We start from the raw sequence: 20371 nt of genomic DNA, 5'->3' as shown, positions 1-20371 counted from the left end.
CGCAGGAGCCAGTTTTTTGATCCACCAGGACGTTCAATTGCTTAGACGCGCTTGCGATATTCGCCAGTGCGGGTGTCGATTTCGATGCGGTCGCCTTGTGCAACGAAGAGCGGCACGCCGATTTCAAAGCCGGTGGAAATCTTGGCTGGCTTCATGACCTTGCCAGAGGTGTCGCCCTTGACGGCTGGCTCGGTCCAGGTGATTTCGCGCTCGACGCTGGTGGGCAGTTCGACCGAAATGGCCTTGCCGTCGTAGAACACCACTTCAACGGGCATGCCGTCTTCGAGGTAATTGAGCGAATCGCCCATGTTCTCGGCTTCGACTTCGTACTGGTTGTACTCGGTGTCCATGCAGACATACATCGGGTCTGCAAAGTAGGAGTAGGTGCACTCTTTTTTGTCGAGCACGATCTGGTCGATCTTGTCGTCGGCCTTGAAGACCACTTCGGTATTGAAGTTGGCAATCAGGCTCTTGAGCTTCATGCGAACAGTGGCGGAATTGCGGCCGCCGCGGCTGTATTCAGTCTTGAGGACGACCATTGGGTCCTTGCCATGCATGATCACATTGCCGGCACGGATTTCTTGAGCGATTTTCATATTCAGGGTCTCTGGATGTAAGCCGCTCGTTGCACATGCACTGCGGCGGTTCAGCGGAAGGCGGGCTACGGGTGAAACCGGCCGGAAATCCGCAAAGCCCGCAATTTTAGCTTTTTTGGGCGACGAAGCGCCGCAAGCGCGTCAAAAGGTCATCCTGCGCCAGGAGGCGGGCGCGAGCCGTGAGCGCCGCGGCGTTCCAGGCTGCGAGCGTCGTCGGGTCCAACTCCGGAAGGGGCCCCGGGGCGACGCCATTCCAGAGATGGTGAAACCTGCGCAGAGAGGGCGGTGCTTGCAGCCAGTCGAGTAACGCATTGAGTTTGTTGTGGTGGGCGTCGTCGTCCTGCGGATAAATCTGCCAGACGAAAGGCGCGCCGGCCCACAGCGCTCTTGTCAGTGAATCTTCTCCGCGAACGAAATTCAGGTCGCACGCCCAAAGCAGATGGTCGAAATCCTGATGCGACATGTAGGGCAGCCACGAAATGGAAAGGGCGCCCCGTTGCGCAGGCCCAACTGGCAAGGCTGCCGCCGCGCGGCCAGCCGTGACGAGAAGGCGGCTTGGTTGTCCAGCGGATTGCAACTGCGCCAGCAAGTCCGAAAGCGCCGCGGGCTCGTAGCAGAACAGAGAGACGAGTCGTTCTCCCTGCCACGGAATTCCCTGCTGCGCCAGCCATGCCGCACGATCGAAGCGCTCCCTCCGCGCCATCAACTCAGGCTCCCGCAAGAGCCCACCGGTCGCCGCCGTGAATCCAGGATAGAAAAAATGCTTCGTGAGTCCGGCCGCTGGCTCGCGGAAGACAGGGGAGGGCAGTCCATGCAGGCGCTCGACATAGGGCTCGGCCGACAGGTACTCCAGGTTGATCCAGCGGTTGCCGATGCCGGAATCGTGATGCTGCTGGGCGAAGAGCGCCACGACACCTGGCGCCGGATCGCAACCGAAGGCTTCAATCAGCACGTCGGGCCCCGGGGCAGCGAGTTGCTCCGCCGCAACCTGTTTTTTCCAGACGATGACGGTGACGCCTTCGCAGCCATCGGGGGCCATCCATTTCAGTGCGGAAGGCTCGTCAATCCAGAGCCGAGCCGTCTCCCCAGCGCTCGCCAGCGCGACTGCGAGGCGCCAGCAGACGCCGACATCGCCGTGGTTGTCAATCACCTTGCAGAAAATGTCCCAACGCATCGCGGGATACTCTACAGCCCCTTATGACGACACCGGAGACGGCATTCATGTCACAGCATTCGGCCGACATCCTCTGGCAGCGCGGCGACCAGGACTTCCTTGGAAACCGGTACAGCCGCCGCCACGCGATTCGCTTCGACGGCGGCGCCGAATGGGTCGGATCCTCGTCGCCGCACGTGGTGCCGGTGCCGCTGTCCGACCCCGCGGCGGTCGACCCCGAAGAGGCTTTCGTGGCGTCGCTGTCCAGTTGCCACATGCTGTGGTTCCTGTCGATCGCTGCGGAGCGCGGCTTCTGCGTGGATCGGTATAGCGACCATGCGACCGGAAAGATGGGGCGCGGCGCGACCGGCAAGATCATGATCACCGTTGTCACGCTGCAACCAGACGTGCGCTTTTCCGGCGAAAAGCTCCCGTCCCATGAGCAGATCGAAGAGATGCACCATTTGGCGCACGATCAATGTTTCATCGCCAATTCGGTCAAGACCGACGTGCGATGCGAGCCGGTGCTGCCCGGCGCGCAATCCCGATAAAGACATGTCAGAAACGCATTCAGAACAGTTGCTCAGCGAAGTGGCGGCGTTGCCGCAGTTGCCTGGCGTCTATCGATATTTCGACGCGGCGGGCGCCGTGCTCTACGTGGGCAAGGCACGCAATCTAAAGAAGCGTGTGGCCAACTATTTCCAGAAGAACCACGCCGGCACGCGCATCGGCCACATGATCTCGAAGATCGCCCGGATGGAGACGACGGTGGTCCGCTCCGAGGCCGAGGCGTTGCTTCTCGAGAACAACCTCATCAAGACGCTCAAGCCGCGCTACAACATTCTTTTTCGCGACGACAAGAGCTATCCCTACCTCAAGATTGCTTCGCATGCTTTTCCGCGGCTGGCCTACTACCGGGGCTCGGTCGATCGAAAGCACCGGTATTTCGGTCCCTACCCGAGCGCATGGGCGGTGAAGGAGTCGATTCAACTGCTGCAGAAGGTCTTCAGGCTGCGCACGTGCGAGGACACGGTCTTCAGCAACCGGACGCGGCCTTGCCTGCTCTATCAGATCAAGCGCTGCAGCGGACCCTGCGTGAACTACATCGCGCCTGCAGATTACGCGCAGGACGTCGCCAATGCCGAAGCCTTCCTGATGGGCGACACGCAAGCCGTGCTCACGCAGTTGGAGGCGCGGATGATGTCGCACGCCGAGAAGCTCGAGTTTGAGCAAGCGGCCGAATTGCGCAACCAGATGTCGGCACTGTCACGCGTCTTGCACCAGCAGTCGGTGGAAATTGCCTCGGACAAGGACGTCGACATCCTCGCGGTGAAGGTGCAGGGCGGCAAGGCCTGCGTCAACCTGGCGATGGTGCGCGGCGGTCGGCACTTGGGCGACAGGGCGTACTTTCCGGTGCACGTCGAGGACGCCGCGCAGATGCAGCATGGCGAGCGCGATGTCGAAGACGACGACGCATCGCCTGTCTCCGTCGCTGTCGAGGTTCAGGTGCTCGAAGCGTTTATCGCGCAGCACTACATCGATGTCCCCGTGCCTGCGACGCTGGTTCTGAGCGAACTTGTCAGCCGCGATCTGATCGAGGCGGTGTCGCAGCAGGCCGGTACGCGCATCACGGCGGTGTTCCAGCCTCGCGAGCAGCGACGCCACTGGCTGGAGATGGCGTGCAAGAACGCGAGCCTGCAACTCGCACGCTTGCTCGCGGAAGAGGGCTCGCAGCAGGCGCGCACACGAGCCCTGGTCGATGCGCTCGAACTCGCGCCGGACGATCTCGACACCTTCCGGGTCGAGTGCTTCGACATTTCGCACACTGCCGGCGAAGCGACCCAGGCCTCATGCGTGGTGTTCGAGCATCATGCGATGCAGAACCGTGAGTACCGCCGCTACAACATCGAAGGCATCACGCCCGGCGACGACTACGCCGCGATGCGCCAGGTGCTGCACCGTCGCTACGGCAAGCTGGCGGAGGCCATGGCGGCCGAAACGGATGCGCCGCCCGCTGGGGACGCCGCTGGCGCAGGTTCGGACGCCCCGCCGGGCACGCGCTCTGCACGCATGCCCGATCTGGTGCTGGTCGACGGCGGCAAGGGGCAGGTCTCCATGGCGCGCGAGGTATTCAGCGAACTTGGATTGCCGCTGTCGCTGATCGTCGGCGTGGAGAAGGGCGAGGGGCGCAAGGTCGGGCTTGAAGAACTTGTCTTCGCGGACGGTCGGGAAAAGGTCTACCTCGGGCGGGATTCTGCGGCGCTGATGCTCGTGGCGCAGATCCGCGACGAGGCGCATCGCTTCGCCATCACCGGCATGCGGGCCAAGCGAGCCAAGGTGCGCGTCGGCGGCAGCCAACTCGAAGACATCCCTGGAATCGGCCCAAAGCGCCGCGCTCGATTGCTTCAACGCTTCGGAGGCATCCGCGGCGTCGCGGCGGCGAGCGTGGAAGACATCGCGTCGGTGGACGGAATCGCGTTGGACCTCGCAGAGGAAATCTATCGCGCTTTGCACTAGCCTGGAACCGTCCTCATGCCATGACACAATCGACCCGATGTTCTGGACACTGCCAACGATCATGACCTGGGCGCGCATCGTCGCGATTCCGTTGATTGTGGGCGTGTTCTATCTGCCGCTGTCCGAGCCGATGCGCAATCTCATCGCGACGGTGATGTTCATCGTCTTCGCCGCGACGGACTGGCTCGACGGTTTTCTGGCGCGCAAGCTTAACCAGACGTCGGCCTTCGGCGCTTTCCTGGACCCGGTCGCCGACAAATTCCTCGTATGCGCATCGCTGCTCGTGCTGGTGCACCTGAATCGGGCCGATGTGTTCGTGGCGCTGATCATCATCGGCCGCGAGATCGCCATCTCGGCGCTGCGCGAGTGGATGGCCCAGATCGGGGCTGGCAAGAGCGTTGCGGTTCATATGCTCGGCAAGGTCAAAACGGCGGTGCAGATGATCGCAATCCCGTTCCTGCTCTTCAATGGCACTTTGTTCGGCTCGATCGACACCGGTGCCTGGGGCCAGTGGCTGATCTGGATTTCCGCAGTCCTCACGGTCTGGTCGATGGTCTATTACCTCCAAAAAGCAATCCCCGAAATTCGGGCGCGGGCCAAATGAGCGTTGCAGCCCGCTCGGCGGGCTGGTTGCGAGCGATGCCGGGTGTCTTCGTGCTCATCTGGAGCACCGGCTTCATCGTGGCGCGCTATGGCATGCCCCATGCGCCACCTTTGAAGTTCCTGGTTGTGCGCTACGCACTGTCGGTCGCCTGCTTCCTGGTCTGGGTAAGGCTCGCGCGCGTCACTTGGCCCCGCGAGCGGATGCAGTGGGGTCATCTCGCCGTCACGGGCGTGTTGATGCAAGCGGGTTATCTGGGCGGTGTGTGGGCGGCAGTACGGGCGGGCATGGGTTCGGGCTTGGTCGCGCTGCTTGTCGGCATCCAGCCGGTATTGACCGCGATCTGGCTTTCATTGCGCGGCGGCACTGTCACGCGTCCTCAATGGGCAGGGCTTCTGCTCGGCTTCATCGGATTGCTTCTCGTCGTATCGCGCAAGCTTGGCGAAGGTGGCGAGGTGAGCGTGCTCACGATGAGCCTCGCGATCATGGCGCTGCTGTCGATCACGTCGGGCACGCTGTACCAGAAGCGCTTCGTGGCGCCGTGCGATGTGCGCAGCGCCAACGCCATCCAACTGGCGGCGGCGCTGATCGTCACCTTGCCCTTTGCTGCGCTGGAGCAGGAAAGCATCCACTGGAACGTGGCTTCGGGCGGCGCCATGGCATGGTCGGTGCTGGCGCTATCGCTGGGTGGTAGCTCACTGCTTTACATGCTGATCCAGCGCGGCACAGCCACTGCCGTCACAAGCCTTCTCTATCTGGTGCCGCCGTGCACGGCCGTGATGGCGTGGCTGTTGTTTTCCGAACCGATCACGGCCATGACGCTCGCGGGCATTGCCATCACGGCCGTCGGTGTGAGCCTCGCTGTTCGCGGCGGCCGCTGAATCCCTGGTGCAAGCGACGCACAATGGCGTTTCATTCTTCAAAGCGGCACCCGAGCATCGAGACATGAGTACCCAACATATCGCAGTCATTGCTGGCGACGGCATCGGCAAGGAAACCATGCCCGAAGGCTTGCGCGTGATCGACGCAGCGGCCCGCAAGTTCGGCATCGACCTGAAGTTCGACCACTTCGACTTCTCGAGCTGGGACTACTGCGAGAAGCACGGAAAAATGTTGCCCGACGACTGGAAAGACCAGATCGGCGGGCACGACGCCATCTTCTTCGGCGCCGTCGGTTGGCCAGAGAAGATCCCTGATCACATCTCGCTGTGGGGCTCGCTGCTGCTGTTCCGGCGCGAGTTCGACCAGTACATCAACCTGCGCCCTGCTCGCCTGATGCCGGGCATCATTGCGCCGGTGGTGAGGCGCGACGGCACGCCGCGACAGCCTGGCGAGATCGACATGTACATCGTGCGCGAGAACACCGAAGGCGAGTATTCGAGCATCGGAGGGCGCATGTACGAGGGCACTGCGCGGGAGATCGTTGTGCAGGAAACGGTGATGTCGCGCGTGGGTGTGGATCGCGTGCTCGAGTTCGCCTTCGAGCTTGCTCAATCACGGCCCAAAAAGCATCTCACCAGCGCAACCAAGTCCAACGGCATCTCCATCACGATGCCATATTGGGACGAGCGCGTCGCCGCGATGGCGAAGAGCTATCCGGGGGTCAACCTGGACAAGTTTCACATCGACATCCTCACGGCTCATTTCGTGCAGCGGCCGGATTTCTTCGACGTGGTCGTCGCGAGCAATCTCTTCGGCGACATCCTCTCGGACCTCGGGCCGGCATGCACCGGCACCATCGGCATCGCGCCCAGTGCCAACCTGAATCCCGAGCGCACGACGCCTTCGCTCTTTGAACCCGTCCACGGCTCGGCACCCGACATCGCGGGCAAAGGCATCGCGAATCCCATCGGACAGATCTGGTGCGGCGCAATGATGCTCGAGTTCCTGGGGCACAAGGCCGCGCACGACGCGATCCTGGCGGCGATCGAAAAGGTACTCGCGCCCGACAGCGGTGCCCCGCGCACGCCGGACATCGGTGGTACGGGGAACACGGTCGATCTCGGTCGAGCGATTGCTGAAGCGCTTTGAAAACGGCTTCATGAAAACGCCACTAAAATCGCGCTCCTTGCCGTGGTCTATGGGGTGAGTGTCGTATTGACACCCCGTAGACCAGTGGTTGTAATCCCTGTCGGCAGTGCGCTGCCGGCGCGTCAGAACTGCCACCCTTATCCATTCATGTACCCCGCGGCTTGGTCGCGGGGACGGGATCGCTTCTGACCCTGATCAACATTTTTTTCTGCAAGGGGCCCTTGTGAACAAGACCGAACTGATTGAGCACATCGCAAAAAACGCCGACATTTCCAAAGCCGCTGCGACGCGCGCACTCGAGTCCACCATCGGCGCCATTCGTACCACGCTCAAAAAAGGCGGCTCCGTGTCGCTCGTCGGTTTTGGCACTTTCGCAGTCGGCAAGCGCGCCGCGCGGACCGGTCGCAATCCACGCACTGGCGACGCGATTAAAATCAAGGCCGCCAAGATTCCAAAGTTCCGTCCAGGCAAGGCGCTCAAGGACGCATTGAACTGAGATACTGTTTCGGGGGTGCTTAGCTCAGCTGGTAGAGCGGCGCCCTTACAAGGCGTAGGTCGGGGGTTCGAGCCCCTCAGCACCCACCACCCCGATGCAAAGGCGAACAGAGTGTTCGCCTTTTTTGTTGCCGTTCCGCAATTCGTCAGAGAGAGCCTCAAGCATGTTTGATTCCTTCCGCAAGTACAACAAGATCATCATGGTGCTCTTGTTCTTGCTGATCATTCCGTCGTTCGTGCTGTTTGGCGTCGACCGGTATCAGGGTGGCGGCCAAGGCGAGACGGTTGCGCACGTGGCGGGCACCGACATCACGCGCCCCGAGTGGGATCAGCAGCATCGCAATGAAGTCGACCGGATTCGCCAGCAGGCCCCCAACATCGAACCCGCAATGCTCGACTCCGATGCAGCGCGCTATGCAACGCTCGAGCGCATGGTTCGTGAGCGTGTGCTGCAGGCAGCGGCATCCAAGTCGAACATGACCGTGTCCGAAGAGCGGCTTGCCCGCCTTTTCGCCGAAGACGCAGGCCTCGCGTCGTTCCGCACGCCGGACGGCAAGTTCGATCGGGAAACCTTCATGCGCGCAACTGGACGTACGCCTGAGCAATACGAGGCGGCGGTTCGGGCGGACCTGGCAACGCAGCAAGTCTCGCTCGGCGTATCAGGCACTTCGTTCGCGACCGCTGCCCAGGCCGCGACAACACTCAATGCCTACTACGACCGTCGTGAGATCCAGGTGTCGCTTTTCAAGCCGGCCGACTTCGCTTCGAAGGTCAGCGTCAGCGACGATGATCTCCAATCGTTCTACAGGGAGCATGCCGCGCAATTCCGTGCACCCGAGCAAGCCAGCGTCGAATACCTGGTTCTCGATCTCGAGGCCGCAAAGAAGAACATTTCCGTCAGCGAAGCCGATCTTCGCAGTTACTACGATCAGAACAGCGCCCGCTTCGGCACGAAGGAAGAGCGACGAGCAAGCCACATCCTCATTGCCGCGCCCGCCAGCGCTCCTGCAGCCGAACGCGAAAAGGCGCGCGCGAAGGCGGAGCAATTGCTTGCAGAAGTTCAAAAGGCGCCGAGCACATTTGCAGAGGTCGCACGCAAGAATTCGCAGGACCCAGGATCGGCTGAAAAAGGCGGCGATCTGGATTTCGTCACTCGCGGCGCGATGGTGAAGCCATTTGAGGACGCGATGTTTGCGCTCAAGAAGGGCGAGATCAGCAACGTGGTCGAGACTGAATTCGGCTATCACATCATCCAGCTCAACGACATCAAGCCGGCTGTTGTGCCGCCATTCGAAAAGGTTCGCGCGACCATCGAGAACGAAGTGCGTAGCCAACAAGCGACGCAGGAATTTGCCAAGGCGGCAGAGATCTTCACGGACGTCGTTTATCAGCAGCCCGATAGTCTCAAGCCCGCGGCCGAAAAGCTGAAGCTTACGATTCAATCGGCCAACAATGTCGGACGGACTCCCGCCCCAGGTGTCACCGGCCCATTGGCAAGCCGCAATTTCCTGAATGCCCTGTTCGCCCCCGATTCGATCGAGCGCAAGCACAACACCGAGGCGGTTGAAATCGGTCCGAATCAACTAGCCTCCGGGCGTGTGACCCAATATTCGCCCGCTCGCGCGCTGCCGTTCGAGGAGGTCAAGGAAAAGGTTCGCACGCAGCTGATCGCCGAACGCTCCGCGGCGCTTGCAAAGGCAGAGGGCCTTGCCAAGCTTGCCGCATGGCAGGCGAATCCGGCTGGCGCAAACCTCGGTGCGCCAATCACGGTCTCTCGGCTGGAGACGCAGTCGCAACCGGCTGCAGTGATCGAAAGCGCCCTTCGCGCTGACGGTGCCAAACTGCCCACGCTTGTCGGCGCGGATCTGGGTGCGCAAGGGTTCGCAGTCGTACGCGTCAACAAGACGGTCCCACGCACTCCACCGAGCCCAGAGGTGGCAAAGCAGGAGACGGAACAGGTAGGGCAAGCGGTGGGAGCGGCCGAGACCGCTGCCTACTACGACATGCTGAAGGATCGGTTCAAGGCAGAAATTTTGGTGTCGAAGCCGTCCGACTCCGCAGTAGCCGTGGAAAAGTGATTTTTTCACGCTAGAATTCGTGGCTCTGCGGTGGCTGTAGCTCAGTTGGTAGAGTCCCAGATTGTGATTCTGGTCGTCGTGGGTTCGAGTCCCATCAGCCACCCCAAACTACTTGATCAAAAAAAGCGCCGGCCTTCAAGCCGGCGCTTTTTTTTGGTTCATGCAGTTGCGGCAATTGCGATTTCAATTAGAATTTTCGCTTTCCAATTCGGAGGATTAGCACCGATGGCCTCAACCCTTGCCGACATCAATTCCCAGATCAAGAAGCACGATGAGCAGATCGCGCAATTGCGAAAGCAAGCCGAAGAGCTTAGAAATCAAGAGCGTGCAGGCGTGATCGAGGAACTGCGCAAGAAGATCGCTGAATACGGGTTGACAGCAACCGACCTCAAACTCTCGGCGCGCGCTGGCAAGAAGAGCGTTTCAGCTGTGCCTGCCAAGTCGGCCGCCAAGTATCGCGGCCCGACCGGTGAAACTTGGTCCGGTGGCCGTGGTCGTAAGCCGCGGTGGGTCACCGAAGCTCTGGCGGCCGGTAAATCGCTGTCCGACTTCGAAATCAAGTAAGGACTCCCTGGTAATTGAAAAGGCCCGCATCGGCGGGCCTTTTTCGTTGGATCGACTGGCAGTTCAGTTGACCAGCACCAGCTTGCCCTTGACGCCGCGCGATCCCATGTGCGCGTAGGCCGCTTTCAGATCCGCCATCGGCATCGTGCTGTCGATGACCGGCTTGATCTTCCCTTGGCCATACCACTTTGCCAATTCGGCCATCATTTGCGCGTTGGCTTTCGACTCGCGCTTGGCGAAGTCCCCCCAGAACACGCCAACCAAGGATGCACCTTTCAAGAGCATCAAATTCAAAGGCAGCGAGGGAATGGGCCCTGCAGCGAAGCCTACGACCAGATAACGCCCGCGCCAGCCAATCGAACGGAACGCCGGCTCGGCGAATTCGCCACCCACGGGGTCATAAATCACGTCCGGGCCTTTGCCTTCGGTCGCCGCTTTGACGGCATCGCGAAATGCGTTGGGCACTGGATGTGTGGTGTAGTTGATGGTGATGTCCGCGCCTATCGATTTGCAGAGCTCGCATTTTTCGTCTGTCGACGCCGCTGCAATAACCTTCGCGCCTGCGGCTTTTGCGATCTGTATTGCGGCCGTGCCGACGCCTCCTGCGGCACCGAGTACGAGCACGGTTTCACCGGCCTTCAATTGCGCTCGGTCCATCAGGGCGTGCCACGAGGTGGCATAAATCATGATGAATGCCGCTGCGTCGACATACCCAAAACCATCGGGCAGTGGCATGCAGAGGGCCGCTGGTGCGATCGTGTGCGTGCCGAATCCGCCGGTGCCAGAAAGGCATGCAACGTTCTGGGCCACGCGCAGGTGAGTGACACCTTCACCGACCGCAGCGATCACGCCCGCGTATTCGGAGCCTGGAACGAAGGGCAGCGGCGGCTTTATCTGATACTTGTTCTGCACGATGAGCAGATCAGGAAAGTTCAGGCTGGCCGCCTTGATTTCGATGAGCACCTGACCTGGGCCCGGCTGGGGCGTCGGCAGTTCTTTCCACGTCAGTGCGTCGACGCCGGTGGGGTTTTCGCAAAGCCATGCGTGCATGCTCGTGTCTCCTGTCAATGAGTCTGGATGGTGAAGAATGCGGATCATGATAGGCGGGCTCCAACGACCGCGTTGTCCCAGTCGTGACGCGTCCGCCGCCTACAATCGCGCGGACCCATAGACGCCATGAAAATACTTATTTCAAACGACGATGGTTACCAGGCTCCTGGCCTCGTTGCCTTGCACGATGCGCTGAAGGAGATTGCGGAAGTCGAAGTGGTCGCGCCTGAGCACAACAACAGCGCCAAGTCGAATGCGCTCACGTTGGCGGCGCCTCTGTACGTGCACACCGCGCACAACGGGTTTCGCTACGTCACGGGAACACCGGCCGACTGCGTGCATGTCGCTCTGAAGGGCCTTCTCGGCTATCGACCGGACCTGGTTGTCTCCGGCATCAACAACGGTGCCAACATGGGCGACGACACGATCTACTCGGGCACCGTCGGGGCTGCGATGGAGGCATATCTTTTCGGCATCCCCGCCATTGCCTTCTCGCAAATCGAAAAAGGATGGGCGCACATCGACGCTGCCGCTCGTGCTGCGCAGCGCTTGGTCGAGCAGATCGAGCGGGATCAGATGCTCGGAGGCGGCGCGTTTCTGTTGAACGTCAACGTGCCGAACCTTCCCTTCGATGCACTGAAGTCGGTCAAGGTCTGCAGGTTGGGACGCCGCCACTCGGCTGAGAAGGTGATCACGCAGGACAGTCCGCGCGGTGAGACGATGTATTGGATCGCCGGGGCAGGTGGCGCCAAGGACAGCGGCGAAGGCACTGATTTTTACGCAACAGCAGCGGGGCATATCGCGCTGACGCCACTGCAGATCGACCTGACTGATCACGCTCATCTCGACCAGTGGCGCGACACGGTGGCTCGGCTGGGTGAGCCATCCTGACATGGCGGCACAGCGACCTGGATTTCCCGTGCGGCTGACATCGTCGGCCTCTTCTCCCGCTCCCAGCCGGGCACCCTTGACGCCCACCAGACCGATGATTCAAGGAGCGCCCTCGATGGCATCCGATGCGGTGCGCGCGCGCATGGTTCAGCGCCTTGCCGCGCAGGGCATCGCGGACGGACGCGTGCTGCGAGCAATGGGAACGGTTGAACGGCATCGGTTCGTCGACAGCGCGTTGGTCAACCAGGCCTACGAAGACACGAGCCTGCCTATCGGCTTGGGCCAAACAATCTCGAAACCGAACGTGGTCGCACGGATGATCGAGTTGCTGCTTGGTGCGCCTGCCTTGGCGAACAAGCCTGCGCAGCGGTTGGGCCGGGTGCTCGAGATCGGCACCGGTTGTGGCTATCAGGCCGCGGTGCTTGGTCTAGTGGCAAGCGAGGTTTACAGCATCGAGCGTTTGCGAGGACTGCATGAGCGTGCTCGTGCAAACCTGCGGCCCTTCCGCTTGGCCACTGTGCACCTTCTGCTGGGCGATGGGATGGTGGGGTACGCCAAAGGTGCGCCGTACGCCGCCATCATTGCGGCGGCGGGCGGAGAGACGGTGCCCGAGGCGTGGGTCACACAGCTTGCGGTAGGTGGCCGGATCGTTGCCCCGACATCATCCGCGACCGGCGGACAAGCTTTGGTCGTGATCGATAAAACTGCCCGCGGACTCGAGCGCCGCATTCTTGAGGCGGTCCACTTTGTCCCCCTAAAATCGGGAATTGCTTGAAGGAAGAACACATGCAGGGTTTTGGCAATCGGGGCTGGCTCGCCGGCGTGACGCTGGTGTCCGCGCTCGTGATTGCGGGGTGTGGAGCACCACGCGGTCAGGTGCCAGTCGAAGACCGCGGCACCATGACGCGTGCACCGGTCGCAGGGTCGAATGCAAGCGCGACGCCGGGCGTTCCCCCCATCACCACCGATGCGTCGGGCAAGCCGCTTCCCGGAATCGAGAACTATGGCAAGCCTGGCTATTACGCCGTTCGTCCTGGTGACACCATCCGCCGCATCGGCACCGAAACGGGCCAGAGCTGGCAGAACATCGCGCGCTGGAACAATCTCGACAATCCCGATCTGATCGAAGTCGGCCAAGTGTTGCGCGTCATTCCTCCAGCCCCCGGAGGCGCGACGGCTGCAGGATCGCCTGCTTCGGCGGCTGCCGGTGCGGAAGCATCCGGCGTCGTCACTCGGCCAGTCACGCAGCCCATCGTAGCGCCGGCAACTGCCGCGGCAGCAGCGGCGGCGGGTGCCTCCGCAGCGGCAAAGCCAGCTTCGCCCATCACAGCGTCGCCAACATCGCCCGCAGCTGCGGCATCCGGTGACGAAGATGTGGGCTGGATCTGGCCGGCGCAAGGTTCGTTGATCGCCGGCTTCGACGAAGCCAAGAACAAGGGCCTCGATATTAGCGGCAAGGCTGGCGACTCTGTACTCGCCGCGGCCGATGGCCGGGTGGTCTACGCGGGTGCGGGCTTGAGGGGCTATGGCAACCTCATCATCCTCAAGCACAACAACACCTATCTCACTGCTTACGCGCACAACCGCACACTGCTGGTCAAGGAAGATCAGTCCGTTCAAAAGGGACAGAAGATCGCGGAAATGGGCAACAGCGACGCAGACCGAGTGAAGCTGCACTTTGAAATTCGTCGTCAGGGCAAGCCGGTCGACCCGGCTCGGTACCTGCCACAGCGCTAGCATGCCATGGCCGCTTCCCGCCCTTATCGCACTGCGGCCGTGCGGCGAGCGGCGGGCGACGGCGGCACTGCGGCTTTCGGTCCCGCGCAACTCACCGACACTGAACGGATCACCTTCCAGGGCGATTTAGGCGGGAGCGGCGAAGAGAAGCACATCGGAAATCCGCGCGATGCGACCCTGGTTGATACGGCGGGCGAAGGCGGCGATTCGCTGACGCTCTACTTGCGCGAAGTCCGCCGAACCCAGCTTTTCACTCCGGAAGAAGAGTATCGAACCGCCTGCGCGGCGCGAAGCGGCAACTTTTCCGCGCGGCAATCGATGATCGAGCACAACCTTCGTCTGGTGGTCAACATCGCAAAGGGCTATCTCGGACGCGGCGTCCCAATGGGCGATCTGATCGAGGAAGGCAATCTCGGCCTGATGCATGCGATCAACAAGTTCGAGCCGGAGCGCGGGTTCCGCTTCTCGACCTATGCGACGTGGTGGATTCGGCAGTCCATCGAACGTGCGGCAATGATGCAGGCGCGCGCCATCCGATTGCCGGTGCATGTCGTGCGCGAACTCCAGCAGTTGATGCGCGCGCGCCGTGCGCTGGAAGGCGATCCAGAATTTCTCGCTCGCCGACCCGACGGCGTGCGCGTCGAAGACGTGGCTGTATTCCTGGGCCTTGAGGTGCAAGCGGTGGCGGACCTGATGGCGCTCGCGGAGGCGCCGCGTTCGCTGGACGCAGGCAGCGAACGTGGCGATGAAAGCTTTACGCTCGCCGATATCGTGGCTTCGGTCGATGACGGTGCCGACCCGACAGGCGTTACGCAGACGCACGAAATAGAGAAGCTTCTCGATCAGTGGATCCGCGTTCTGAACGAGCGCGAGCGAGAGGTCCTGGAAGGGCGCTTCGGTCTGCATGATCGCGATCCAGAAACACTCGAGGTGCTGAGTGCGCGTCTTGGCCTCACGCGTGAACGCGTTCGACAGATCCAGAATGAGGCGCTTGCGAAGATGCGGCGACAACTGGCTCGCGCCGGTGTGCAGCGCGACGCACTTTTATAAGACCTGGGATGATCCCCTCCCGCGGCCTGAGACAATTCGGGCATGACGGATTCGAAAGAAAAGAAAGAGGCGCAGCGCTCGAGCGGTGAATGGCTGCAGGTCGAATCGCTCGACCTCGACGCGCAAGGCGTCGCTCACAAAGCGGACGGTATGGTGGTGTTCATCGAAGGTGCCTTGCCCTTCGAAGAGGTGCAGTTCAACGTTCATCGCAAGAAGAACAATTGGGAGCAGGGCACCGTGACGACCATTGGTCGCGAATCGTCGCAGCGAGTGCGGCCGGGCTGCCCGCACTTCGGTTTGCACGCAGGCGCTTGCGGTGGCTGCAAGATGCAGCATCTCGACGCGGCCGCGCAGGTTGCTGTGAAGCAGCGCGCGCTTGAAGACAACCTTTGGCACCTCGGGAAGGTGCGGCCCGACAACATCCTGCGTCCGCTCGAAGGACCCGCCTGGCACTACCGCTATCGGGCGCGCCTGTCCGTGCGCCACGTCGTGAAAAAAGGAACCGTGCTGATCGGCTTCCACGAACGCAAGAGTCGCTATTTGGCGGACATGAAGGTATGCCCCGTGTTGCCAGTGCAGGTCAGCGAGATGCTGATGCCTCTGCGTGAACTCATCGGCTCGATGGACGCTCGCGAAACCTGTCCGCAAATTGAACTGGCCTGCGGCGACGCACCGGATGGCCTTGGTCTGGGCGTCATCGCACTCGTGCTGAGGCATTTGGAACCGCTGTCCAATGCTGACGTTGCTCGGCTGAAGACATTTGCGGCGCAGCACTCAGGCGTCCAGTGGTGGCTGCAGTCCAAAGGCCCCGAGACGGTGAAATTGCTGGAAGAGGGCGGCACCCTTCTGGCTTATGAATTGCCCGAGTTCGGCGTGAGGATGCCGTTCAAACCGACCGATTTCACGCAGGTCAATCCGCATATCAATCGTGTGCTCGTCGGTCGGGCGCTTCGACTGCTCGATGTGAGGTCTGACGAACGCGTGATCGACTGGTTCTGCGGGCTTGGCAATTTCACGCTGCCACTTGCGAGCCGGGCGCGTGAAGTACTGGGGATTGAAGGCAGCGACACGCTGGTCGCGCGCGCCACCGAAAACTTCGAACGCAATCGAGCGGCGACCCCTGGCCGGCGGCCGCTCGCGGCGACGAGCTTCGTCGCACGCAACTTGTTCGACATGACGCCTGAGAGGCTCATGGCAGACGGTGCTGCTGAAAAGTGGCTCGTGGATCCGCCGCGCGAGGGAGCATTCGCACTCGCCAAGGCGCTCGCCGATCTCCATCAGCAGGCTTTGCTTGGGCGAGAAGAATGGACACCTCCGAAGCGGATTGTCTACGTGAGCTGCAACCCTTCGACGCTTGCCCGTGATGCGGGGCTTCTGGTGCATCAAGCGGGCTATCGGTGTACGTTCGCCGGTGTGGTCAACATGTTTCCTCATACGGCACACGTTGAATCTATAGCGGTGTTCGACCGCGCATGAAAAAAGGGCCCGCTGCTGCGGGCCCTTTTTGGTTTAGGTCGAAATTGTTCAGTCGCGGTCGCCGCCGAAAATACCGAGCAGCATCAGCAGGCTCTGGAACACGTTGAATAGGTCGAGGTACAACGCGAGCGTCGCGCTGATGTAATTGGTCTCGCCGCCGTCGATGATCTGCTTCAGGTCGTACAGCATGTAGGCAGAGAAAATTCCAATGGCGACGACCGAGATCGCCAGCATGCCCGCGCTCGAACCGACGAACACGTTGATGATCGCGCCCACCATCAGAACCATCGCGCCTACAAAGAGCCACTTAGCCATACCCGAGAGGTCTCGCTTGATCACCGTGGCGAGAGAAGCCATCAGGAAGAACACTCCCGCGGTACCCCCGAAGGCGGTCATGATGAGTTCGGAGCCGTTCTTGAACCCGAGCACCATTGCGATCAGGCGCGAGAGCATCAGGCCCATGAAGAAGGTGAAACCCAGCAAAACGGGAACGCCCGCAGCCGAGTTCTTCGTCTTTTCGATCGCAAACATGAAGCCGAAGGCACCGCCCATGAACACCATGAGCCCGAGTCCGCCCGTGAGGCTGCGAGTGATTCCGGTCGCGACGCCAAGCCAGGCGCCGAGCACGGTGGGCAGCAGGCTCAGAGCAAGCAGCCAGTAGGTGTTGCGCAGTACGCGCTGCCGATCCGCTTGGGCTAGCGGCCGGCCGTAAGCGGAGGAGGTATCGAGGGTAGTGACACGGTCGTTCATTGCTGAAACTCCAGGTATGTGCTGCAACGCTGCAGTTGGGCGCATTCTAGGTCGTTGCAAGGGAGTCAAATCACAAATACCTGCGCCGAGATGGTCTTAGCTGCCGGGGGCACCGGAGCCTGGGATAAAGCGAGCGCTATGCTCTCGGGTTACTCAACTTTTCCTGAAGATCATGAAGTCCAAGTCCTTTCTCGAACTCGCCGATGTCAAGGCCATCGCTTCAGCAGCGGAGGCTGAGGCGCTCAAGAACAATTGGGCTGTCACCATCGCCATCGCAGACGACGGCGGAAACTTGTTGTGGCTGCAGCGGCTCGATGGGGCCGCAGCGCTTTCATCGCACATTGCGCCTGCCAAGGCGCACACCGCCGCCATAGGGCGACGCGAAAGCAAGACGTATGAGGACATGATCAACGGCGGTCGTACCTCGTTCTTGACAGCGCCGGGCATCCAAGGATTGCTTGAAGGTGGGGTGCCGATCGTGAAAGACGGTCACGTGATCGGCGCGGTCGGGGTAAGCGGTGTCAAGTCCAATGAAGATGCGCAAATCGCACGCGCTGGTATTGCTGCAATTGGCCTCTGACAGCGACTCAAACGAAAACGCCGACTCTGCGTCGGCGTTTTTTTGTTTGATCGACAAACGTGGAAAAAAAGCATGGCTGTCGGCGAACCGTTGGCTAGCTAAAACGACCCTGGGAGGATTCTCCTTTGGTCGCCCCACGATGAAACTTGCGCGAAATCGAAATGGCCACTATTTGGTCAGGATCAGCTTGCCCAGCTTGGTGGCTTGCAGCCGATAGAGCGAACCATTGTGCAGAATACCCACCGTCTTGCCGCCCTTGAGCAGTTCGGTGCTCTCGACCAATGACGGTAGGCCTATTGAATCGTCGACAGTCGAAGCTCTACTACGGCCGACATGATCCAGCGAACGATGACTCGAGACGGAGAGGGAGTTGGGCGAGGTTTGCATGAAGTGTCTTGCCGGGTTTATCGGGCGATTTGCAAATGATAATTATTCTCAACAAAAAGTCAACGAACTGATCGACCTTTCGTCCGAACTCCTATCTGGGCTCCGGCTCGGTGATGAAGCCGATCTTGCGTACACCCGCTTGACGAGCGGCAGACATTGCCTGAGCCACGCGTTCATACCGGACTGCCTTGTCTCCGCGAATATGCAGCTCTGGCTGCGGTTCTTTGGCCGCTTCGACAGCGAGGCGCCCCGCCAGTTCGGAATCCTCGATCTTCTGGTCGTTCCAGAAATAGGTGCCGTCCGCCGCCACGGTGAACAAGACGTTCTGAGGTTTGGCCTGCTCGGGCTCACTCGTGGCTCTCGGCAAGTCGATATTTACCGCATGCTTCATGACCGGCACGGTGATGATGAAAATGATCAGCAAGACCAACATGACATCGACCAACGGCGTCATATTTATTTCGTTCATCACTTCATCGGGTTCATCTTGTGTTCCGAACGCCATGGTGCTCAGCCCTTCTTGAGTGGAACGACCGTCGCTTCGCCGCCGCTTTGCACTCTTGCGCCCGTGACGAAATACGCGTGCAGATCATGCGCAAAGCTGTTGAGCTTGGTTAGTACGAATTTGTTGCCGCGGACCAGCGCGTTGTAGCCCAGTACCGCGGGAATGGCCACGGCGAGACCTAGCGCCGTCATGATCAACGCTTCTCCGATCGGTCCGGCCACCTTGTCGATTGTTGCCTGACCGGCGGAACCGATGCTCATCAAGGCGTGATAGATGCCCCAGACCGTGCCGAACAAGCCAATGAACGGAGCAGTCGAACCGACTGACGCCAACACTGCGAGCCCGGTCTGAAGCCGCGCTGTGAATTCATCGATGCCATTGCGAAGGGCGCGCGTAATCCAGTCGCTGACGTCGAGCGCATCATGGAGGTGAGCTTTGGTGTTGCGGTGATGCGCCGCGGCTTCTCGGCCTTCCAGTGCAAGCGCACGAAACGGATTGCTGTCGTCCTTGCCGAGCTTATTGAGTGCAGTTGCAAAGTCCTCGCTATGCCAGAAGTCCTGCGAGTGCTTGGCCAAGCGCTTGTACCTGATCACATCCAGCGCTTTGATGATGATCACTACCCATGACGCCAGTGACATGCCGATCAACAAGAGAGCGACCGCCTTGGTAACGAAGTCACCCTGATGCCAGACATTCATCAGGCCGAATTGCGAGTTCATACGAAGTTGCTCCAGAAAAAATTATTTAAGTACCCAGTTGATCGGCACATTGAATTCCATGGATTCGACGACGCCGTCGCGTTTTCCCGGTACGAAGCGCCAAGACATCACAGCATTGCGCGCTGCCTCATCCAGGCGTTCGTAGCCGCTCGACGTCTGGATGCTCGCCCGCTTGGGCAGACCATCGACGCCAATCAGCACGCGCACGACCGTCTTGCCCTGCTCGCCAAGCCGCCTACTAATGGCAGGAAAAACCGGCTTCGGGTTCTGCAGATAGTCGGCGTCGCTTGACGGCAATTGGACCGATGGCGGCGCAGGCGGCGCAGGTGCAGGGGCGGGCGGCTCCGGTGGAGCCGGGGGCGCAATCGGTGCAGGTGGGGGCGGCGGTTCGATGCTGCCGGTCGGCGCACTGGGTGCCGGAGTCGGCTTGGGTTCTCGAATGGCCTGCGGTCTGGGCGGAGGTGGCGTTTTCGTGATTTGCCGTTTCGGCTCCGGCGGTGGGGGCGGGGGTGGAGGCGGCGGATCAACAGGCTTGGGCGGCTCGATGAATTCGCTCAGGATCTCGACCGGAATGACCACTTCCGCAGCCCGCCGCAGAAGGCCGCTTTGAAGCGCCCATAAAGCCGCGAGGTGCGCGAGAACCACACCTCCCGCGATAACAGCATTGCGCGACAGCCCAAGGACCGAAGTGGAGGGGGAGGAGAAGCGGTCAGACACAATCAATTTTTCGATAAGGAAGCACTCTTTGAGCGCTCCGCATCAGCAGACCACTTAGCGAACTACTTGCGAAAGATCCACCAGGTCGAACCAGCTACGAAGATCAGACTGCCACCGAGTGCTGCGAACAGTTCCATGCGTTGCTTTCCTGGATGGAATCGGCAAGATGGATCGCCCTTTGGTTCGTTTCGCGACTGAGCGCAGCGACGGGATGCAAGGCGCTGCACTGGGCGACGACATCGCGTGCACAGCCTTCACATTGGCCACACTGCGTGGCCACGCCGAGTTCAAACTGCACTTCATCAAAGCTCATGCCGGCCCGCACATGACGTGCGATTTCGCGGTCGGAGACTCGGCGGCATACACAAACGATCATGGTTGAAGCGACTTCGCTGGCTGTTGGGAACGGGTTCATTATAAATACGAATTCTTCGCATTTGCAATAACTATGGACCGAGTAGGGCGACCGTTCCC

General features: G+C 60.9%; 23 protein-coding genes and 2 tRNA genes. 16 read left to right on the top strand and 9 right to left on the bottom strand.

All coding sequences use genetic code 11. The annotated features are described in order from the left end of the window. Positions 1-41: 41 nt before the first annotated feature. Both efp and earP read right to left on the bottom strand, forming a co-directional pair. Positions 42-596, bottom strand: a complete 555-nt coding sequence (gene efp, locus AC1DEK_RS19330) for an elongation factor P (RefSeq protein ID WP_028253416.1) — start codon at positions 594-596, stop codon at positions 42-44. A gap of 106 nt (positions 597-702) precedes the next feature. Further along, the gene (gene earP / locus AC1DEK_RS19325) at positions 703-1770 is read right to left on the bottom strand and encodes an elongation factor P maturation arginine rhamnosyltransferase EarP (RefSeq protein WP_478126885.1); all 1068 of its coding nucleotides are present in this window, start codon (positions 1768-1770) and stop codon (positions 703-705) included. Positions 1771-1817: 47 nt separating this feature from the next. On the opposite strand from earP, the gene AC1DEK_RS19320 reads away from it, so the two are divergent. The 10 genes from AC1DEK_RS19320 (at position 1818) to AC1DEK_RS19275 (ending at position 10035) form a co-directional block, all read left to right on the top strand. Then, positions 1818-2300 carry an OsmC family protein gene (locus AC1DEK_RS19320; protein ID WP_478126884.1) on the top strand — a complete coding sequence of 161 codons (483 nt, stop codon included), beginning with the start codon at positions 1818-1820 and terminating at the stop codon, positions 2298-2300. 4 nt (positions 2301-2304) lie between these two features. After that, positions 2305-4266, top strand: coding sequence for an excinuclease ABC subunit UvrC (uvrC, locus tag AC1DEK_RS19315; RefSeq protein ID WP_478126883.1), 1962 nt, complete (start codon positions 2305-2307; stop codon positions 4264-4266). Between the two features lie 37 nt (positions 4267-4303). Beyond that, positions 4304-4870: a CDP-diacylglycerol--glycerol-3-phosphate 3-phosphatidyltransferase gene (gene pgsA, locus AC1DEK_RS19310; RefSeq protein WP_478126882.1), complete on the top strand. Its 567-nt coding sequence runs from the start codon at positions 4304-4306 to the stop codon at positions 4868-4870. Then, positions 4867-5748 carry a DMT family transporter gene (locus AC1DEK_RS19305; protein WP_478126881.1) on the top strand — a complete coding sequence of 294 codons (882 nt, stop codon included), beginning with the start codon at positions 4867-4869 and terminating at the stop codon, positions 5746-5748. The genes pgsA and AC1DEK_RS19305 overlap by 4 nt, the downstream gene beginning before the upstream one ends. A 64-nt stretch (positions 5749-5812) precedes the next feature. Then, on the top strand, positions 5813-6898 hold the full coding sequence (locus AC1DEK_RS19300; protein WP_478126880.1) for a tartrate dehydrogenase: 1086 nt from the start codon (positions 5813-5815) through the stop codon (positions 6896-6898). Between the two features lie 223 nt (positions 6899-7121). Then, positions 7122-7394, top strand: coding sequence for an HU family DNA-binding protein (locus tag AC1DEK_RS19295; protein WP_007830705.1), 273 nt, complete (start codon positions 7122-7124; stop codon positions 7392-7394). Between the two features lie 13 nt (positions 7395-7407). After that, positions 7408-7483, top strand: a tRNA-Val gene (locus AC1DEK_RS19290). Positions 7484-7557: 74 nt separating this feature from the next. Beyond that, entirely contained in the window at positions 7558-9471 is a 1914-nt protein-coding gene (locus AC1DEK_RS19285) for a SurA N-terminal domain-containing protein (protein ID WP_478126879.1), read from the top strand. 30 nt (positions 9472-9501) lie between these two features. Further along, positions 9502-9577 (top strand) — tRNA-His (locus AC1DEK_RS19280). 119 nt (positions 9578-9696) lie between these two features. Then, positions 9697-10035, top strand: coding sequence for an H-NS histone family protein (locus tag AC1DEK_RS19275; RefSeq protein ID WP_478126878.1), 339 nt, complete (start codon positions 9697-9699; stop codon positions 10033-10035). Between the two features lie 63 nt (positions 10036-10098). Here the strand turns inward: AC1DEK_RS19275 and AC1DEK_RS19270 are convergent, their stop codons facing one another. Continuing rightward, complete coding sequence (locus AC1DEK_RS19270) at positions 10099-11085, bottom strand: NADPH:quinone oxidoreductase family protein (RefSeq protein ID WP_478126877.1); 987 nt, start codon at positions 11083-11085, stop codon at positions 10099-10101. Positions 11086-11211: 126 nt separating this feature from the next. On the opposite strand from AC1DEK_RS19270, the gene surE reads away from it, so the two are divergent. Genes surE through rlmD form a run of 5 tightly spaced genes read left to right on the top strand, consistent with a single transcriptional unit; the run spans position 11212 to position 16239 of the window. After that, complete coding sequence (gene surE / locus AC1DEK_RS19265; protein ID WP_478126876.1) at positions 11212-11976, top strand: 5'/3'-nucleotidase SurE; 765 nt, start codon at positions 11212-11214, stop codon at positions 11974-11976. Position 11977: 1 nt separating this feature from the next. Beyond that, positions 11978-12751, top strand: a complete 774-nt coding sequence (locus tag AC1DEK_RS19260; protein WP_478127083.1) for a protein-L-isoaspartate(D-aspartate) O-methyltransferase — start codon at positions 11978-11980, stop codon at positions 12749-12751. A gap of 11 nt (positions 12752-12762) precedes the next feature. Continuing rightward, positions 12763-13713 carry a peptidoglycan DD-metalloendopeptidase family protein gene (locus tag AC1DEK_RS19255; protein ID WP_478126875.1) on the top strand — a complete coding sequence of 317 codons (951 nt, stop codon included), beginning with the start codon at positions 12763-12765 and terminating at the stop codon, positions 13711-13713. 6 nt (positions 13714-13719) lie between these two features. Beyond that, positions 13720-14763, top strand: a complete 1044-nt coding sequence (locus AC1DEK_RS19250) for a sigma-70 family RNA polymerase sigma factor (protein WP_478126874.1) — start codon at positions 13720-13722, stop codon at positions 14761-14763. Between the two features lie 42 nt (positions 14764-14805). After that, complete coding sequence (gene rlmD, locus AC1DEK_RS19245; RefSeq protein WP_478126873.1) at positions 14806-16239, top strand: 23S rRNA (uracil(1939)-C(5))-methyltransferase RlmD; 1434 nt, start codon at positions 14806-14808, stop codon at positions 16237-16239. A 48-nt stretch (positions 16240-16287) separates the two neighbouring features. Here rlmD and AC1DEK_RS19240 read toward each other — a convergent pair whose 3' ends face one another. Next, positions 16288-16989: a Bax inhibitor-1/YccA family protein gene (locus AC1DEK_RS19240; protein ID WP_478126872.1), complete on the bottom strand. Its 702-nt coding sequence runs from the start codon at positions 16987-16989 to the stop codon at positions 16288-16290. 172 nt (positions 16990-17161) lie between these two features. Here AC1DEK_RS19240 and AC1DEK_RS19235 point away from each other — a divergent pair, with 172 nt between their 5' ends. Next, a complete protein-coding gene (locus AC1DEK_RS19235) occupies positions 17162-17569 on the top strand; it encodes a GlcG/HbpS family heme-binding protein (protein WP_478126871.1) in 408 nt (135 codons plus the stop codon). A 168-nt stretch (positions 17570-17737) separates the two neighbouring features. Here the strand turns inward: AC1DEK_RS19235 and hemP are convergent, their stop codons facing one another. From hemP to AC1DEK_RS19210, 5 genes are all read right to left on the bottom strand, one after another. Further along, the gene (gene hemP, locus AC1DEK_RS19230) at positions 17738-17956 is read right to left on the bottom strand and encodes a hemin uptake protein HemP (protein ID WP_478126870.1); all 219 of its coding nucleotides are present in this window, start codon (positions 17954-17956) and stop codon (positions 17738-17740) included. Between the two features lie 91 nt (positions 17957-18047). Then, complete coding sequence (locus tag AC1DEK_RS19225; protein WP_478126869.1) at positions 18048-18461, bottom strand: ExbD/TolR family protein; 414 nt, start codon at positions 18459-18461, stop codon at positions 18048-18050. 5 nt (positions 18462-18466) lie between these two features. Next, entirely contained in the window at positions 18467-19180 is a 714-nt protein-coding gene (locus tag AC1DEK_RS19220) for a MotA/TolQ/ExbB proton channel family protein (protein ID WP_478126868.1), read from the bottom strand. Positions 19181-19201: 21 nt separating this feature from the next. After that, positions 19202-19900 (bottom strand): energy transducer TonB, encoded by a 699-nt coding sequence (locus tag AC1DEK_RS19215; protein ID WP_478127082.1) that lies wholly within the window; start codon positions 19898-19900, stop codon positions 19202-19204. Positions 19901-20000: 100 nt separating this feature from the next. Beyond that, positions 20001-20273: a (2Fe-2S)-binding protein gene (locus AC1DEK_RS19210; RefSeq protein ID WP_478126867.1), complete on the bottom strand. Its 273-nt coding sequence runs from the start codon at positions 20271-20273 to the stop codon at positions 20001-20003. Positions 20274-20371 lie beyond the last annotated feature (98 nt).

The sequence above is a fragment of the Variovorax sp. 10N420 genome (assembly GCF_056394705.1).
Note: the sequence above shows the minus strand (reverse complement) of the source record. Positions and strands in the feature narration are given on the sequence as shown.

Coding starts and splice junctions, on each gene's coding strand:
- AC1DEK_RS19270 (WP_478126877.1), bottom strand. CDS start 11,085: ATGCACGCATGGCTTTGCGAAAACCCCACCGGCGTCGACGCACTGACG.
- AC1DEK_RS19240 (WP_478126872.1), bottom strand. CDS start 16,989: ATGAACGACCGTGTCACTACCCTCGATACCTCCTCCGCTTACGGCCGG.
- AC1DEK_RS19255 (WP_478126875.1), top strand. CDS start 12,763: ATGCAGGGTTTTGGCAATCGGGGCTGGCTCGCCGGCGTGACGCTGGTG.
- surE (WP_478126876.1), top strand. CDS start 11,212: ATGAAAATACTTATTTCAAACGACGATGGTTACCAGGCTCCTGGCCTC.
- AC1DEK_RS19320 (WP_478126884.1), top strand. CDS start 1,818: ATGTCACAGCATTCGGCCGACATCCTCTGGCAGCGCGGCGACCAGGAC.
- AC1DEK_RS19275 (WP_478126878.1), top strand. CDS start 9,697: ATGGCCTCAACCCTTGCCGACATCAATTCCCAGATCAAGAAGCACGAT.
- pgsA (WP_478126882.1), top strand. CDS start 4,304: ATGTTCTGGACACTGCCAACGATCATGACCTGGGCGCGCATCGTCGCG.
- AC1DEK_RS19210 (WP_478126867.1), bottom strand. CDS start 20,273: ATGATCGTTTGTGTATGCCGCCGAGTCTCCGACCGCGAAATCGCACGT.
- hemP (WP_478126870.1), bottom strand. CDS start 17,956: ATGCAAACCTCGCCCAACTCCCTCTCCGTCTCGAGTCATCGTTCGCTG.
- earP (WP_478126885.1), bottom strand. CDS start 1,770: ATGCGTTGGGACATTTTCTGCAAGGTGATTGACAACCACGGCGATGTC.
- rlmD (WP_478126873.1), top strand. CDS start 14,806: ATGACGGATTCGAAAGAAAAGAAAGAGGCGCAGCGCTCGAGCGGTGAA.
- efp (WP_028253416.1), bottom strand. CDS start 596: ATGAAAATCGCTCAAGAAATCCGTGCCGGCAATGTGATCATGCATGGC.
- AC1DEK_RS19235 (WP_478126871.1), top strand. CDS start 17,162: ATGAAGTCCAAGTCCTTTCTCGAACTCGCCGATGTCAAGGCCATCGCT.
- uvrC (WP_478126883.1), top strand. CDS start 2,305: ATGTCAGAAACGCATTCAGAACAGTTGCTCAGCGAAGTGGCGGCGTTG.
- AC1DEK_RS19300 (WP_478126880.1), top strand. CDS start 5,813: ATGAGTACCCAACATATCGCAGTCATTGCTGGCGACGGCATCGGCAAG.
- AC1DEK_RS19260 (WP_478127083.1), top strand. CDS start 11,978: ATGGCGGCACAGCGACCTGGATTTCCCGTGCGGCTGACATCGTCGGCC.
- AC1DEK_RS19220 (WP_478126868.1), bottom strand. CDS start 19,180: ATGAACTCGCAATTCGGCCTGATGAATGTCTGGCATCAGGGTGACTTC.
- AC1DEK_RS19250 (WP_478126874.1), top strand. CDS start 13,720: ATGGCCGCTTCCCGCCCTTATCGCACTGCGGCCGTGCGGCGAGCGGCG.
- AC1DEK_RS19225 (WP_478126869.1), bottom strand. CDS start 18,461: ATGGCGTTCGGAACACAAGATGAACCCGATGAAGTGATGAACGAAATA.
- AC1DEK_RS19285 (WP_478126879.1), top strand. CDS start 7,558: ATGTTTGATTCCTTCCGCAAGTACAACAAGATCATCATGGTGCTCTTG.
- AC1DEK_RS19305 (WP_478126881.1), top strand. CDS start 4,867: ATGAGCGTTGCAGCCCGCTCGGCGGGCTGGTTGCGAGCGATGCCGGGT.